The organism is Sphingomonas sp. Leaf257 (genome assembly GCF_001422185.1).
In the GTDB taxonomy this organism is placed as follows: Bacteria; Pseudomonadota; Alphaproteobacteria; order Sphingomonadales; family Sphingomonadaceae; genus Sphingomonas; species Sphingomonas yabuuchiae.
The window spans coordinates 263,309-278,315 of the sequence record NZ_LMMH01000012.1 but is presented as its reverse complement, the minus strand read 5'-3'; the positions used below and the strand labels follow the sequence as shown (position 1 = coordinate 278,315).

The 15,007-nt window shown below is 66.8% G+C and carries 11 protein-coding genes and 1 tRNA gene; 8 read left to right on the top strand and 4 right to left on the bottom strand.

What is annotated here, in order from left to right; translation table 11 throughout:
- Positions 1–23 precede the first annotated feature (23 nt).
- Entirely contained in the window at positions 24–1,733 is a 1,710-nt protein-coding gene (locus tag ASF14_RS09110; RefSeq protein WP_056434283.1) for an alkaline phosphatase family protein, read from the bottom strand.
- Between the two features lie 67 nt (positions 1,734–1,800).
- Here ASF14_RS09110 and ASF14_RS09105 point away from each other — a divergent pair, with 67 nt between their 5' ends.
- From ASF14_RS09105 to ASF14_RS09090, 4 genes are all read left to right on the top strand, one after another.
- On the top strand, positions 1,801–3,825 hold the full coding sequence (locus ASF14_RS09105) for a protein-disulfide reductase DsbD family protein (RefSeq protein ID WP_056434282.1): 2,025 nt from the start codon (positions 1,801–1,803) through the stop codon (positions 3,823–3,825).
- 208 nt (positions 3,826–4,033) lie between these two features.
- Positions 4,034–5,527, top strand: coding sequence for a circularly permuted type 2 ATP-grasp protein (locus ASF14_RS09100; protein WP_056434281.1), 1,494 nt, complete (start codon positions 4,034–4,036; stop codon positions 5,525–5,527).
- Positions 5,527–6,462: an alpha-E domain-containing protein gene (locus ASF14_RS09095; RefSeq protein ID WP_056434280.1), complete on the top strand. Its 936-nt coding sequence runs from the start codon at positions 5,527–5,529 to the stop codon at positions 6,460–6,462. Before ASF14_RS09100 ends, ASF14_RS09095 begins: the two co-directional genes overlap by 1 nt.
- Positions 6,462–7,241 (top strand): transglutaminase-like domain-containing protein, encoded by a 780-nt coding sequence (locus tag ASF14_RS09090; protein WP_056434278.1) that lies wholly within the window; start codon positions 6,462–6,464, stop codon positions 7,239–7,241. Before ASF14_RS09095 ends, ASF14_RS09090 begins: the two co-directional genes overlap by 1 nt.
- Positions 7,242–7,404: 163 nt before the next feature.
- On the opposite strand, the gene ASF14_RS09085 is transcribed toward ASF14_RS09090, so the two are convergent.
- Both ASF14_RS09085 and ASF14_RS09080 read right to left on the bottom strand, forming a co-directional pair.
- Positions 7,405–8,202 (bottom strand): arginyltransferase, encoded by a 798-nt coding sequence (locus ASF14_RS09085; protein ID WP_056434276.1) that lies wholly within the window; start codon positions 8,200–8,202, stop codon positions 7,405–7,407.
- A 125-nt stretch (positions 8,203–8,327) separates the two neighbouring features.
- Positions 8,328–9,584, bottom strand: a complete 1,257-nt coding sequence (locus ASF14_RS09080) for a threonine ammonia-lyase (RefSeq protein WP_056434274.1) — start codon at positions 9,582–9,584, stop codon at positions 8,328–8,330.
- Between the two features lie 561 nt (positions 9,585–10,145).
- Between ASF14_RS09080 and ASF14_RS09075 the strand changes: the two genes are divergently transcribed.
- From ASF14_RS09075 to ASF14_RS09060, 4 genes are all read left to right on the top strand, one after another.
- Positions 10,146–11,996 (top strand): potassium transporter Kup, encoded by a 1,851-nt coding sequence (locus ASF14_RS09075; protein ID WP_380773165.1) that lies wholly within the window; start codon positions 10,146–10,148, stop codon positions 11,994–11,996.
- Positions 11,993–12,505 (top strand): 2'-5' RNA ligase family protein, encoded by a 513-nt coding sequence (locus ASF14_RS09070; RefSeq protein WP_056434610.1) that lies wholly within the window; start codon positions 11,993–11,995, stop codon positions 12,503–12,505. Before ASF14_RS09075 ends, ASF14_RS09070 begins: the two co-directional genes overlap by 4 nt.
- Before the next feature lie 55 nt (positions 12,506–12,560).
- Positions 12,561–12,637 (top strand) — tRNA-Met (locus tag ASF14_RS09065).
- 382 nt (positions 12,638–13,019) lie between these two features.
- Positions 13,020–14,189, top strand: coding sequence for a GGDEF domain-containing protein (locus ASF14_RS09060; RefSeq protein WP_056434272.1), 1,170 nt, complete (start codon positions 13,020–13,022; stop codon positions 14,187–14,189).
- Positions 14,190–14,193: 4 nt separating this feature from the next.
- On the opposite strand, the gene fdhD is transcribed toward ASF14_RS09060, so the two are convergent.
- Positions 14,194–15,000, bottom strand: a complete 807-nt coding sequence (gene fdhD, locus ASF14_RS09055; RefSeq protein ID WP_056434269.1) for a formate dehydrogenase accessory sulfurtransferase FdhD — start codon at positions 14,998–15,000, stop codon at positions 14,194–14,196.
- Between the last annotated feature and the right edge of the window lie 7 nt (positions 15,001–15,007).

Below are 15,007 nucleotides of genomic sequence, written 5' to 3'. Positions count from 1 at the left end.
CCTGCAAGGGGAGGAATAGACACTTACCGCTTACACGTATCCGCCGCGCCCGGATCGAGGTCCAGGCAACGTCCGTCCACGCCCGGCATCGGCAATCCGATCGTCGCCGCCAGCGTCGGGGCGATGTCGACCGTCTCCACTGACAGCGGCTGCTCGAACCCGGCCATGCCCTTGCGCCAGAACAGGATCGGCACGCGGCGGTCATAGTCCCAGGGAGAACCGTGCGTCTCGACATAGCCGGGGGCCGGTTCTTCGATCGTGGTAACACGGGGGCGCAGCAGGATCAGCAGGTCGCCCGAGCGGGTCGGGTCGTAGGAGGAACGCGCCTTTTCCTTCAGCGTCCAGGTCTCCGGCGGCGTGGTCGGCCAAGGCGTCGCCGCGATCTCGTCGCGGGTCAGCGCAGCGGCGACCTGCGGCAGCGCTTCGTAGCGGCGCTTGGCCTCCGCCAGCACCTTCGCGCGGGTCGCGGCGGGCAGGGCGGCGTTGATATAGATGTCGCCCTCGGCGCTCATCATCAGCGGCGGATCATTGGGCAGGCCCATCGCCTTGGCGATCGCGGCCGACATCGCCTTGGTCTTGGCCTCGGGCGCGATATGGCTTTCCATCGGCATGGCGCGGATCTGCTGGCGCTCGGTCATGTCGTGCGCGCCGTGATCGGCGGTCAGCATCACCTCATAGTCCACGCCGGTCGCGTCGAGCACGTCGAAGAAGCCCGCCAGCGAACGGTCCAGCTCGGCCATCTGGATGCACATCTCGGCGCCCTGGGTGCCCAGCGCGTGGCCGATATAGTCGGTCGCCGACAGGCCGACCGACAGGATGTCGGTCTGCGGCCCCTGGCCCAGCTTCATGTCCTGGACGAAGCCCGCCGCCATCGCCAGCACCGCCGCATCGGCGGCGGGCGAGACGCGGAAAGCCTTCAGGTCGCCCGCCGCGCGCTGGAACCGGCCGGTGCCCAGCGTCTGACTGCCAACGGTGATCGGCCGGTCGAGCGGCTTGCAGAAACCGGGCAGCGGCATGGCGTCCTGCGGCCGGGCGATCAGGTCGGCCACCGCCTTGCGGGTACGTTCGACCACCGGCGGTATGGCGCGTCCGGCATAGGAGACATAGGTCTTGCCGTCCCACCACCAGATCTCGTCCATCTTGTGGCCGCCCATCATCACGGCGGCGCGGTCCTTCCCCGCGACCGAGACCGTGCGCACGCGGGGATCGGCGGTCTTCATCCGCTCGCCCAGGGTGGGGACCTTCAGATGCTTGTCCGAGACGATGTAATTGTTGTGGTCCATGCCCGCGACGCTTTCGTCCTCCGAGCAATAGACGATCTTGTCCGGGCGGTTCACCGACTGGTCGACCCAGTTGTTGGCGACGATCCCGGTGTGCGCGGGACGATAGCCGGTCAGGATGGTCGAGTGGCCGGGGCAGGTCTCGGTCGCGGCATGGCTCTGATAGCCCGAGGGGAAGACCGCGCCGGTCAGCAGGCGCGCCATGCCGCCGGCGAAGTGGTTGCGATATTGCTGGAACAGGTCGGCCGAGAACTGGTCGACCGAGATCGCCACGATCAGCTTGGGCGGCGTCGCGGGAAAGGGTGGCTGCGGCGTGCCCGGCAGCGTGACGACCGGCGCAGGCGCGGCACCGGGGGCGGGGCTGGCGGTCTGGGCATGGGCGGCGGGCGCGGCGAACGCTGAGCTGGAAATCAGGGCGACGGAGGCCAGGAGCGCGGCAGTCAGGGAGTTCATGGGCAACCTTGGTGCAAAGCAGGGACAGGGGCGCTATGGAACGCGAAAGCGGGTTAGGGCAAGGTCGATGCGCGGTTGGTTTTACATCCTGATGACGGCTCTGTTCATGCTGGTGGCGACAGGCCCCGGCATGGCGGAAAGCGCGCCTGCGCCCGGTGCCATCCACTTGGCGATGCGGCTGATCGCCGAAAGCGAAACCCCGGCGGCGGGCGGTCGCACCACGCTGGCCATCGTGGCGACGCCGGACAAGGGCTGGCACGGATATTGGAAGAATGGCGGCGATGCGGGCCTGCCGACCGAGGCGCACTGGACGCTGCCCGGCGGCGCGAGCGCGGGGGAGTTGCGCTATCCGGTGCCGGGACGACTGAAGATCGCCGGGCTGATGAACTATGTCTATGAGCGGCCCTTCACGCTGCTCGTCGATCTGTCGGTCCCCGCCGGGATGGCCAAGGGTACGCCGCTGCCGATCACGGTGAAGCTCGACTATCTGGTCTGCACCGACACCATCTGCGTGCCGGAGAGCCAGACGCTGTCGACGAAGCTGACGGTCGGTGACGGCGCAATCGACCCCGCCACGCGCACCGAGTTCGACCGGTGGCGCGCCGCCCTGCCCAAGCCGCTTGGCGGCGACGGGGTGATCGAGACGCAAGGCAAGCAGGTGCGGATCGCGGTGCCCTTGCCTGCGTCGGTCGCGGTCAAGGACGCCTATTTCTACCCTGAACGCAGCGGCATCATCGACCATGCCGCGCCGCAGGTGATGACGCGCAGCGGCGACCAGCTGATCCTGACCATGCCCGTCGCCGCCGTGCCGACGCCGGGCCCGGTGTCGGGCGTACTGTCCATTGGCGAGGGGCAGGGGCTGTCCTTTGCCGCCAAGCCGGGCGCTATCGCGGGGGCGAGCGGCGGGGGAACGGATCGCGGTTTCGGTGCGATCACGCTGGCGTTTCTGGGCGCGGTGCTGGGCGGACTGTTGCTCAACATCATGCCCTGCGTCTTCCCGATCCTGAGCCTGAAGGCGCTGAGCCTCGCCAAGGGTGGCGGGGATGAGCGCCACGCCCGGACCGAGGCGCTGGCCTATACGGCGGGCGTCGTGCTGGTGTGCGTCGGCTTGGGCGTCGTGCTGCTGGCGTTGCGCGCGGGCGGGCAGAGCGCGGGCTGGGCATTCCAGCTTCAGGACCCGCGGGTGATCGGCATCCTGTTGCTGCTGGTCGCGGGCATCGCGTTCAATCTGGCCGGGCTGTTCGAGCTGCCGATCCCCGCTTTCGCCGGACGTTCGGGGGCGATGGGATCATTCGCGACCGGCGCGCTGGCGGCGTTCGTGGCGACACCCTGTTCGGGGCCGTTCATGGCCGGGGCGTTGGGCGCAGCGCTGGTCCTGCCCGCCGCCGCCGCGCTGGCGGTGTTCGCGGGGCTGGGCATCGGCATCGCCTTACCCTTCCTCGCGATCGGTTTCGTGCCGGCCCTGCGGCGACGTCTGCCCAAGCCGGGCATGTGGATGGTGCGGCTTCGTCATATCCTGTCGGTGCCGATGTTCCTGACCGCGCTCGCGCTGGCGTGGATACTGGGGCAGGAGGCGGGGGTGACCGGCATGACGCTGGGCCTTGCCGCCGCACTGATCGCCTCTCTCGGCTTCTGGTGGACGGGCCTTCGCCAGCATAGCGGCAAGGGGCAGGCGGGCTGGCCCGCTGTCGTGGCGCTGGTGCTGGCGGTTGCGATCGTGGTGACGGTCAAGCCTGCGGCTGCGGTGGCCAAGACAAGCGCCGACACCGCCTTTACCGAGGCAAAGCTCGAGGATCTGCGCAAACAGAACCGCCCGGTCTTCGCCTATTTCACCGCCGACTGGTGCCTGAGCTGCAAGGTCAATGAGGCCGCCGCGATCGAACGGTCCTCGGTGCGCGACGCGTTCGCACGCAACAAGGTGGCGGTGCTGGTCGGCGACTGGACCGACGGCGATCCGGTATTGGGACGCTTTATCGAGCGGCATAACCGCGCCGGGGTGCCGCTATACCTCTATTACGCGCCGGGGGCGAAAGCGCCGCAGGTCCTGCCTCAGGTGCTGACCCCGTCGATGCTCGAGAAGCTGGGAGCGTAAGTCCCTCTAATTCCTCCCCTGGAAGGGGAGGTGGCAGGGCGCAGCCCTGACGGAGGGGTGTCCCGCTATCGAGAGGGCGATACCCCTCCGACGCGCTGCGCGCGCCACCTCCCCTTCCAGGGGAGGAATTGATGGAAGCCCCCCCTTGCGCACCCCCTTCCTGCGGTGCAGCATGGAACCGGAACACTGGGGGGAGCGTAACGACCGGATGGGGACTATTGCCGCGTTCGACGAAATCATGGGGGCCGCTGGCAAGGATATGCCACGCCCCGAACTATCCGCGCTTCAACGTTGGCTCGATCACACCCCCGATAGCGAACTCCGCCGCCGCCAGCAGTCGGCCGAGGCGACCTTTCGTCAGCTGGGCATCACCTTTGCCGTCTATGGCGAAAGCGACGCGGCTGAGCGGATCATCCCGTTCGATATCGTGCCGCGCGTCTTCCTGCCCGATGAGTGGGCGCGCCTGTCCGAAGGGCTGGTCCAGCGGGTCGAGGCGATCAACGCGTTCCTCGACGATATTTACGGCGAGCGGAAAATCCTGCGCGACGGCATCCTGCCGCCCGACCTGATCTTCGGCAATCCGCAGTTCCGGCCCGAGATCGCTGGGATGCGCCCCCCTCATGGCGTGTGGGCGCATATCTGCGGCATCGACCTGGTGCGCACCGGCCCGGACGATTTCTTCGTGCTGGAGGACAATGCCCGCACGCCTTCGGGCGTCAGCTATATGCTGGAGAACCGCGAGGCGATGCTGCGCCTTTGCCCCGAACTGTTCCGACAGTTCCGGGTGGCGGCGGTCGACAGCTATCCCGACCGGCTGCTCGCCACGATGAAGTCGGTCGCGCCGCATGGCGTGGCCGAGCCGACCTGTGTCGTGCTGACGCCGGGCCATTTCAACTCGGCCTATTACGAACACAGCTTCCTGGCGGATTCGATGGGGATCGAGCTGGTCGAGGCGGCCGATCTGGTGGTCGACGACGACATCGTCTGGATGCGGACCATCGCGGGCCGGGTGAAGGTCGATGTCATCTATCGCCGGGTCGATGACGATTTCCTCGATCCCTTGGTCTTCCGCCCCGATTCGATGCTGGGCGTGCCCGGCCTGATCGCGGCCTATGCGGCGGGCAATGTCGCCGTCCTCAACGCGCCGGGCAACGGCATCGCCGACGACAAGGCGATCTACAGCTATATGCCCGATATCGTCCGTTACTATTCGGGTGCCGAGCCCAAGCTGAAGAATGTCGAGACCTGGCGCTGTCGCGAGCCCGAGGCGCTGGCCTATGTGCTCGATCATCTGGACGAACTGGTGGTCAAGCTGGTCGACGGGTCCGGGGGCTATGGCATGCTGGTCGGCCCCACCGCGACCAAGGCGCAGATCGAGCATTTCCGCGCCGCGCTGATCGCCGAGCCGCATCGTTATATCGCCCAGCCGACGCTGGCGCTGTCCACCGTGCCGACCCTGGTCGAAAGCGGCGTCGCGCCGCGCCATGTCGATTTCCGCCCCTTCGTCCTGACGGGCCGCAACGGCGTGGAAGTGACGCCCGGCGGCCTTACCCGTGTCGCGCTGCGTGAGGGCTCGCTGGTCGTCAATTCCAGCCAGGGTGGCGGCACCAAGGACAGTTTCGTCCTGCTTCATCCCGAACCCGAAAGCTGGGTGCAGGTGCAGGGCCAACAGTCTCAGATCCAGACGCAGGGAGTACGCTGATGCTCTCGCGGACTGCATCCTCGCTCTATTGGCTGGGCCGCTATTTCGAGCGGGCCGACTTCATCGCCCGGCTGGTCGAGGCGACCGTTCGGCTCGACGTGCTGTCGCCGCGCTCGGCGGGGCTGGCCGCCTGGGGCTCGGCTCTCGCCGTCACCGATACCGCCAGCGCCTTTGCCGAGGGCGGGCGCGAGTTGCGCCGTCGCGAGGTCGCGCGCTTCCTGACGGTCGAGACCTGCCACCCCGGCTCGATCGTGCGCTGCGTCGACATGGCGCGGACCAACGCCCGTGCCGTGCGCACCGCGCTGACCCGCGAGGCGTGGAGCGCGATCAACCGCGCCTGGCTGCATTTCGAGGCCAAGCCCGCCGCCGACGATCCGACTGCTGTCCTGGGCCTGGTCGAGGCGGTGAAGAACGAGACACGCGGTTTCGAGGGCGCCGTCCACCGGATGCTGCGCAACCAGACAACCTGGTTCATCCGGCTGGGCCAGGCGGTCGAGCGCGCGGACAATACCGCGCGGCTACTCGACGTGAAATATCACATTTTGCTGCCCGCAGGCGAGCGGATCGGCGGCGTCGTCGATCGCGACCAGTGGACGACGATCCTCCAGACCGTGTCCGCCGTCACCGCCTATCGCTGGCTTTATTCCGACGGGCTGAAGCCCGCCAACGTCATCGACCTGCTGATCGCGCGCACCGAATTGCCGCGCAGTCTGGCGGCGTCGGTCGAGGAAACGGTGGACGTGCTGGGGCAGCTCGCCCGGCGAACGGGGCAGCATGGGGAGGCGGATCGCATGGCGAGATTGCGGGCAAACCGGATGACGAAGACGCGGTCGGGGGATGTGATCGCAGGCGGGCTTCACCAGTTCCTCGAAGCCTTTATCCAGGAGAATGCCCAGCTGCACGGCGCCATCGGCCGTCAGTTCAAGTTCGCCTGATGCGCATCGCGATCGAGCACCAGATCGTCCACCGCCCGAAGCCGGGTCGGCCGACGATGGTCCAGATGCTGCGCCTGACGCCGGAGAATTACGACGATCAGACGGTGGCCAACTGGCATATCGATGTGGACTGCGACGCGCGGCTGCGGCGCGGGCAGGATGGGTTCGGCAACGCCGTCACCATGCTCTACATCCAGGACGCGCCCGAGACGGTGACGATCACCGCGACCGGCGAAGTGCTGACCAGCGACGCGCATGGCCTGGTGCGCGGGACCACCGAGACGCTGCCGCCCGCGCTTTTCCTGCGCGCGACCCCGGCGACGCCCGCCGATGCGACGATCGCGGCCTTTGCCGAAGAGGCGATAAGCGGCGCGGACAGCAGCCTGGCGGCGCTTCATGCGGTGAATGCCGCGCTCCACCGCCGTTTTGCCAGTGACGCGCGAAGCTCCGCAACGGACGCTGCGGCGGCTTTCGCCTCGGAGGCGGTGGGCGCGTGCGACCTCGCGCATATTTTCTGCGTGGCGGCGCGGTCGCTGGGCGTCCCTGCGCGGTTCGTCTCGGGCTTTGCGGCGCTGCATGATGCGGCGACCGCCAAGGCGCATTGCTGGGCGGAGGCCTATGTCGAGGGGCTGGGCTGGATCGGCTTCGATCCCAGCATCGGCCTCAGCCCCCAGGAACGTCACGTCCGGGTCGCCGTCGCATTGGATGCTGCCGGAGCGACAGCGGTGTCGGGCGAGGCGTGGCGGGATGTGGCGTTGGTGGACGCGGCGGCGCAGTAAAGCCGGTACGCGTGACGTCCCTCCTTCCTCCCCTGCAAGGGGAGGTGGCGCGCGAAGCGCGTCGGAGGGGTGTCCCGCTATCGATAGGGCGACACCCCTCCGTCAGGCCTTAGGCCTTCCACCTCCCCTTACAGGGGAGGAATGGGAAAGCATCAATCCTCGGTCAGGCTTCCCCGGCCTCGATCGCGGTTTCGACCGGCGGTGGCGCGATGGGGGTGGGGCTGTCGCCGGTAAAGGGGGCCCAGCCACGTACGGTCAGCGCCTCTAGCGGCTGATAGCGGGTCTTGTACGCCATGCGCGGCGACCCCTTCACCCAATAGCCGAGATAGACGAAGGGCAGCTCAGCCGCGCGGGCGCGCAGGATATGGTCCATGATGATGAAATTGCCGAGACCGGGTCGGCTTTCATCCTGGGTCTCGAAAAAGCTGTAGATCATCGACAGGCCGTCGCCCTGCCGGTCGGTCAGGCAGCAGCCGACCAGTCGCCCGCGCGTTCCGTCCGCCGCCGTCGGCTCGCGATATTCGACCAGCACCGACTGGACGGGCGACAGCTCGACCATGTCGGCATAGTCGCTCTCGTCCATCGCCGCCATGCCGCCGCCCGGATGCCGTTCGCCCAGATAGCGGCGGAGCAGCGCGAACTGCTCGGCGGTCGCCCAGGGCTGGCAGGCGGTGACCTCCAGATCGGCGTGACGGCGCAGCAGCTTGCGCTGTGACCCATTGGGACGAAAGCCGCCCGCGACGACGCGCACCGACACGCAGGCGCTGCACCCCGCGCAGGAGGGGCGATAGGCGACCCCCTGGCTGCGGCGAAAGCCGATGCGGCTCAGCGCTTCGTTCAGTTCATCGGCATGGTCGCCGCTCAGCTCGGTGAACACCTTGCGCTCGTCGCGCCCCGGCAAATAGGGGCAGGGGGCGGGGCTGGTGACGAAGAAGCGCGGGAAACGAAAAGGCGCGGTCACCGCCGGGCAGTTCCTTCGAGTGGGAGACGATAACCCTCTTTAACGATCTTCCCGTCCGAAGCGATGGGGCAGCATCGTTCGGAAACGGGACGAATCGCAAAAAAGTGGTGCCGTGATCAGGTCGGTCAGGCGAGTTCGACCTGGGTCGTCTCATACCCCGCCGCACGCAGCGCCTCGATCAGCCGGTGCAGGTGGAGCGCGTCGCGCGTCTCGCATTCGATATCGGTGATCAGGCCCTTGGCGGGCAGGGTGGTGAAGACGCGCTGGTGATAGACCTCGATGATGTTCACCCGCTCGCGGTCGAAGATGCGCGCGACGTTGAACAGTGCGCCCGGCTGGTCCTGCAACCGGATGCGCAGGCGCGCCAGGCGACCCGAGCGGGCGAGGTCGCGCAGCAGGACGTTGGCGAGCAGGCGGGTATCGATATTGCCGCCGCACAGCACGATGCCGACGGTCTTCCCCCGGAAGCGTTCCGGGTGCGACATCAGCGCGGCGAGGCCCGCCGCGCCCGCGCCCTCGACCACGGTCTTCTCGATCTGGAGCAGCGCGCTGACCGATTCCTCCAGATGGCGTTCATCGACCAGCACGATCTCCCGCACCAGTTGCGCCACCATCTGCGAGGTCAGGCCGCCCGGCACCTTGACCGCGATACCCTCGGCCAGCGTATCGCCCGCGCAGGGGAGGTCGGTGCCGTTCAGCTTGTTGTACATGCTGGGGAACAACTCGGCCTGGACGCCGACCACCTCGACCGGCCTGTCCGCCGCCGCCGCGACCGTCGCGATGCCAGAGATCAGGCCGCCGCCGCCGATCGGCACGATCAGCGTGTCGATATCGGGCGCGTCCTCCAGCATTTCCAGCGCCACCGTGCCCTGGCCTGCGATCACCCGCGCATCGTCGAACGGATGGACGAAGGTATAGCCGCGCTCGGCCTCCAGCTCGCGGGCATGGGCATAGGCGGCGTCGAAATTGTCGCCCTCCAGCACCACGGTCGCGCCGTGACCCTCGGTCTGGACGACCTTCACGATCGGCGTGGTGCGCGGCATCACGATGGTCGCGGGGATGCCGAGCCGGTTGGCGTGATAGGCGAGGCCCTGCGCGTGATTGCCGGCCGAGGCGGCGATGACGCCCTTGGCGCGGGCTTCGTCGGAGAGTTGCAGCAGGGTGTTGAGCGCGCCGCGTTCCTTATAGGCGGCGGTGAATTGCAGGTTCTCGAACTTCAGATACACGGTCGCCCCGGTCAGTTGCGACAGCGTCCGGCTGATCAGTGTCGGCGTACGGATGATCCGGTCCGAAATGCGCGCATGGGCGGCACGAACATCGTCGATGGTGACGATCGGGGACGGGATTTCCGAAGCGGCCTGAACGGCGGTGCGACTAACCATGATTGTGCCGTAGCCGATCGGAGGCGGGAGGTGAACCGTTTCGGACAGGGTATGGTGTTGCCGAGGGGGCAAGGACCCTTCCTATCAGCACCCTGCTTTCTTCTTCTGCCCTCCCGCCTGCAGGAGGGGGCGGGGGAGGGCATGGGGTCTCACCGAGCCTGGCCCATGTGGCTTTCCCTCCCCCATCCCCTCCCGCCTGCGGGAGGGGCGTGCATGGGGCGGGTCGTCCAGATTACCACATGCTCTCCCCTCCCGCAGGCGGGAGGGGTTGGGGGAGGGCAATGGGGTCTCACGGAGGCCGGCGTCTGAAGCGCATCCTCCCCACTGTTGCATTGCGGCATCGCCGACCGGGCGAAATCGTGCGCGAATGCAACAAGCGCCCAGGCCCTGCGTTGCTGGCCTTTTGGGGCCATGCTAGGGCGGCGCGATGATCACAGGGTTGCCACGGATGTCGCCGATGATCCTCTCCATCACCGGCACGATCCTCCAGTCATGAGCGTCTCGCCCACCGGGATCGCCAGCACCGCGAACAAGGATAGCTATCCTCACCCGCCGCAAGGCATGGGCCGCCTCGCACTGGGGGCGATCGGTGTCGTGTTCGGGGATATCGGTACCAGTCCGCTCTACGCGTTCCGCGAAACCTTCGCCAATCCGCACCATCCCCTGCCGCTCGACAATGCGCACATCCTGGGCGTCATCAGCCTGATCTTCTGGTCGATGATGATCGTCGTGTCGGTAAAATATGTCGCGATCATCATGCGCGCCGACAATAAGGGCGAGGGGGGCAGCCTGGCGCTGCTCGCGCTCGTGTCGGGGCAGACCAAGACGCGGCGCTGGACGCGCGGCATCATATTGCTCGGCGTGTTCGCCACGGCGCTGTTCTACGGCGACAGCATGATCACCCCCGCCGTCACCGTCCTGAGCGCGGTCGAGGGCCTGGCGGTGGCCGCACCCGCATTCGGTGGCTTCGTACTGCCGATCGCGATCACCATCCTGATCGTGCTGTTCAAGATCCAGCGTTCGGGCACCGAGCGGGTCGGCTTGTTCTTCGGCCCCGTGATGCTCGTCTATTTCACCGTGATCGCGGTGCTGGGCGTCATGAGCTTCGTCCAGACGCCCGAGGTGTTGCAGGCGCTGTCGCCGCACCACGCCGTCCGCTTCTTCTTCATCGATCCCCTGCGCGGGTTCCTGGCGCTGGGCTCGGTCGTGCTGGCGGTGACGGGGGCCGAGGCGCTTTATGCGGATATGGGCCATTTCGGGCGGCGGCCGATCGGCCTGTCCTGGCTTGTCTTCGTGCTGCCTGCGCTGATGCTGAACTATATGGGGCAGGGCGCGCTGCTGTTCCGCGAAGGCGCCGCCGCGCTGGAAAGCCCGTTCTACATGCTGGCGCCGGAGGGGTTGCAGCTGCCGCTGGTAATCCTGGCGACCGCCGCTGCCGTCATCGCCAGCCAGGCGGTCATCACCGGCGCTTTCTCGGTCACACAACAGGCCATCCAGCTGGGCTTCATGCCGCGCCTGCGCATCGAGCATACGTCGGCGGCGACCGCCGGGCAGATCTACATCCCGCTCATCAACTGGATGTTGATGGTGATGGTGATCCTGCTGGTCCTGTTCTTCCGCTCGTCCTCCAACCTGACCTCGGCATACGGGATCGCGGTGACGGGGGCGATGCTGATCGACACCTGCCTGCTGGGCGTGGCGCTGACCCGGCTCTGGAAGTGGCCGCTCTACGCCGCTCTGCCCCTGCTGGGATTGTTCTTCTTGGTCGATGGCGCCTATTTCCTCGCCAACCTGACCAAGGTGCCCTCGGGCGGCTGGGTGCCGTTGCTGATCGGCTTCATCATCTTCACCTTCCTGACCACCTGGTCGACGGGTCGCAAGCTGATGATCCAGCGGCTGCGCGAAGGCACGATGCCGATCCACATCTTCATAGATTCGGCGGCGGGCGCGGCCAGCCGGGTCTCGGGCACCGCGATCTTCATGACCTCCTCGCCCGAGGGGGTGCCGCATGCGCTGCTCCACAATCTGAAGCACAACAAGGTGCTGCACGAACGGATCATCCTGCTGACCGTCAAGATCATGAGCCAGCCCTATTGGGCCGAAGGCGACCGCGCGAAGCTCGACGATCTGGGGCATGGGTTCCACCGCCTCGTCCTGCGTTTCGGCTTCATGGAGGAAGCCGACGTCCCCGCCGCGCTGAAGCGGGTCGAGATGGAGGGCGGCGCGTTCAAGATGATGGACACCAGCTTCTTCCTCTCGCGCCAGACCCTGCTCGCCGCCGAGCGCCCGGGCATGTCGATGTGGCGCGAAAAGTTGTTCTCCTGGATGCTGCGCAACGCCGAGAGCGCGATGGAGTTTTTCCGCCTGCCGACCAACCGCGTGGTCGAGCTGGGCAGTCAGGTGGAAATCTGAACCAGCCGCCAGCCCCGATTATCGTCACTGCCCTGTTCGGCCGCGCCGATCAGGGGGCGTTCGATGCCCTGCGACGCCAGCATTTCCCGCCCGAGCGCAACGTCCTCGACGCGCATTGCACGCTGTTCCACCATTTGCCTCCCTCGGCCGAGGCGGAGCTGAAGCATCGCCTGACCGGCCTGACGCGCGGGGTGCGGGCCCCCGATGCGCGGGCGAGCGGGCTGATGTCGCTGGGCCGGGGCGTGGCGATTCGGATCGATTCGCCCGGCCTCGTCGCGATACGCCATGAACTGGTCGACGCCTTTGCCGGAATGCTGACCCCGCAGGACGCGGGCGGATGGCGGGCGCATGTGACGATCCAGAACAAGGTGACGCCCGCCACCGCCAAGCTGCTTCTCCAGCAGATGGAGCGCGATTTCCGGCCACGTGCCGTGGAACTGATCGGGCTGGGCACCTGGTGGTATCGCGGCGGCCCATGGGAAATGCTTTCACGTCATTTGTTCGCTTGACGCCCGAAAACAGCCTGTCTATAGGCGCGCCTCCACCGGGTGGAACGCCTAGCATGGCGAAGTAGCTCAGCTGGTTAGAGCAGCGGAATCATAATCCGCGTGTCGGGGGTTCAAGTCCCTCCTTCGCTACCACCCGGTGTATTTCCTTCAGCATTCACGACGATGACCATGCCCCGTCGTTCATGTCGTCGCCTACTGTAACAGTCTTGCCGACGCTTACCATCGGGTGCGGCAAGTCTGGCGTTCGCGGCGGCCGATAACGTTTTTGTTGGAAATAACTCACCTGGATCGGGGAATTTGCCGGATTTACGACCTGCCCGGCATGGCATATCACCCGCGACTGTTATATCGTAGCTGTCATCTGGAGAGGAAAAAGGCCCGAGGGCCGGGTGCTGTTGTGCGCCTTAACCTCTCCTTTTCCTCTGCCGAATAGGTCTGCGTCACGATGTCCTTCAGGAGCTTCGGATCTTAGGTCGTGAATGCCGCTGTCTATGCCTTGATAGCCAATAGCTGCATGGCGGCGCTTTTCGTCGTGACCTACGGCGTGATCGCGCTGTCCTATTCGCGGCAGCGGGCGGCGGCCTGGTTCATGGTCAGCTATCTGCTCGGCTTCTTCACGCCGATCTGCCATCTGCTGGTCCTCTACACCGATCAGGTCGCGCTGTTTTCGATCTTGGGTTACGGCGTGTTCCTCGGCGGCATCCTGACGATGGCCACGGGAGTACAGGCCTTTGTCGGGCATCGTCCGCAATGGCGGCTGACCCTGTTGCTATGGGTGGCCGGACTGGCGCTGCGGCTGGCGATAGCGGACGGGCCGCGCAACACCTGGCCCTATGAGCTGATGTTCCAGCTTCCCTTCGCCATCGCGTCGTTCGTCGTCATGCTGACGGCGCGTCAGATCGGGCAGGGTGGACCGATCCGGGCCATGCTGATCGGTATTTTCGGTGTGATCGGCGCGCATTTCCTGCTGAAGCCCTGGCTGGTGCTCACGCTCGGCTCGGGGCCTACGCCGAAATCCTATCTGAGCACCGTCTATGCGGCGATCTCGCAAATCTCCACCGGCGTGCTGCTGGTGGCGGCGGGGCTGTGCCTGATGCTGCTGGTGATCCAGAAGGCGCTGGAAGAGACGATCCTCGATGCCGAGACCGATCCGCTCACCGGACTCACCAACCGGCGCGGCCTGTACCGGGCCGGTCCCCGCATGCTGATGGAAGCGGCGATGCGTGGGGAGGGGCTCCATGCCCTGGTTCTCGACCTCGATCATTTCAAGGCGATCAACGACCGCCACGGCCATGCGACCGGCGACACGGTGCTGGTCGCCTTTGCGCAGGTGTTGCAGGCGCTGGCCGCGCCGGACATGCTGGCCGTGCGTATGGGGGGTGAGGAATTTGCCATCCTGATCCCCGATGCCGACACCCATGGTTCGGACAACCGGGCGACGCAGTTGGGTGAAGCGATTCGCGACGCGCTGAAGCCCTTTGCCAGGCAGGGCATACCTGAACTGACGGTCAGCGGTGGGATCGTTCGGTATCAGGCGGGCGAGACGCTGGATGGCCTGATTGCTCGTGCCGACCTGCTGGCTTACCGCGCCAAGCGGGCCGGGCGTGACCGGATCTTGCAGGATACCTCCAATCTCGCTCCTAAGCCTGGATGGGGGGAAATGCGGAGGCTCGCGGCGGGCTGACCGGTCAGGCGAAGCGGCCGTGCGGATCGTGCGCGACCAGCATCGCATCGGGCCGGGCCAGCGCGATCAGCGTCAGGCCATGCTCGCGGGCATGGTCGATCGCCAGGCTGGTCGGCGCGGATATCCCGACCAGCAGACCGACCCCGGCCACCAGCGCCTTGTCGACCATCTCATAGCTGATCCGCGAGGTCACCAGGATGAAGTCGGGGCGCCATACCGTATCGCGCGCCAATATCCCGACCAGCTTGTCGAGCGCATTGTGCCGTCCGACATCCTCTGCTGCTGACAGGACTTTGCCCGTCGCGTCACAGGCGATGGCGGCATGGACCGCCCCCGTCCGCGCGTTGAGCGGCTGGTGCGTGCGCAGGGCGCCGAGTGTGGCGAACAGCGTTTCCGCGTTCACCTCGGGGGCGGGGGGGCGTCCGGTGACCGGGCGGGCGATCTGTTCGAGCCCCGACAGGCCGCACAGCCCGCAACTGGTATCGCTGGTTCGGTGGCGAACCCGGTCCTGCATCCGTCCGCGCAGATGCTCCGCCAGCGTCACCCGGACGATCCAGCCGCTTTCGGCCGCGAAGGGCTCGATGCCGAGAATGTCGCCGGGTGCGTCGACCAGCCTTTCGGTCAGCAGGAAGCCGGTGGCGAACTCCTCCAGCCGCTCGGGCGTCATCATCATCACCGCATAACCGAAGCCGTCCACCTCGATCGCGACCGGGCATTCGACGGCGACCTCACGTTCGATCGAAGCTGTCGCGCCGTCCTGGGACAGGCGGATCAGCGTCAGCGGACGGGCGGGATCATGGTTAGCGTTCAACGAACAA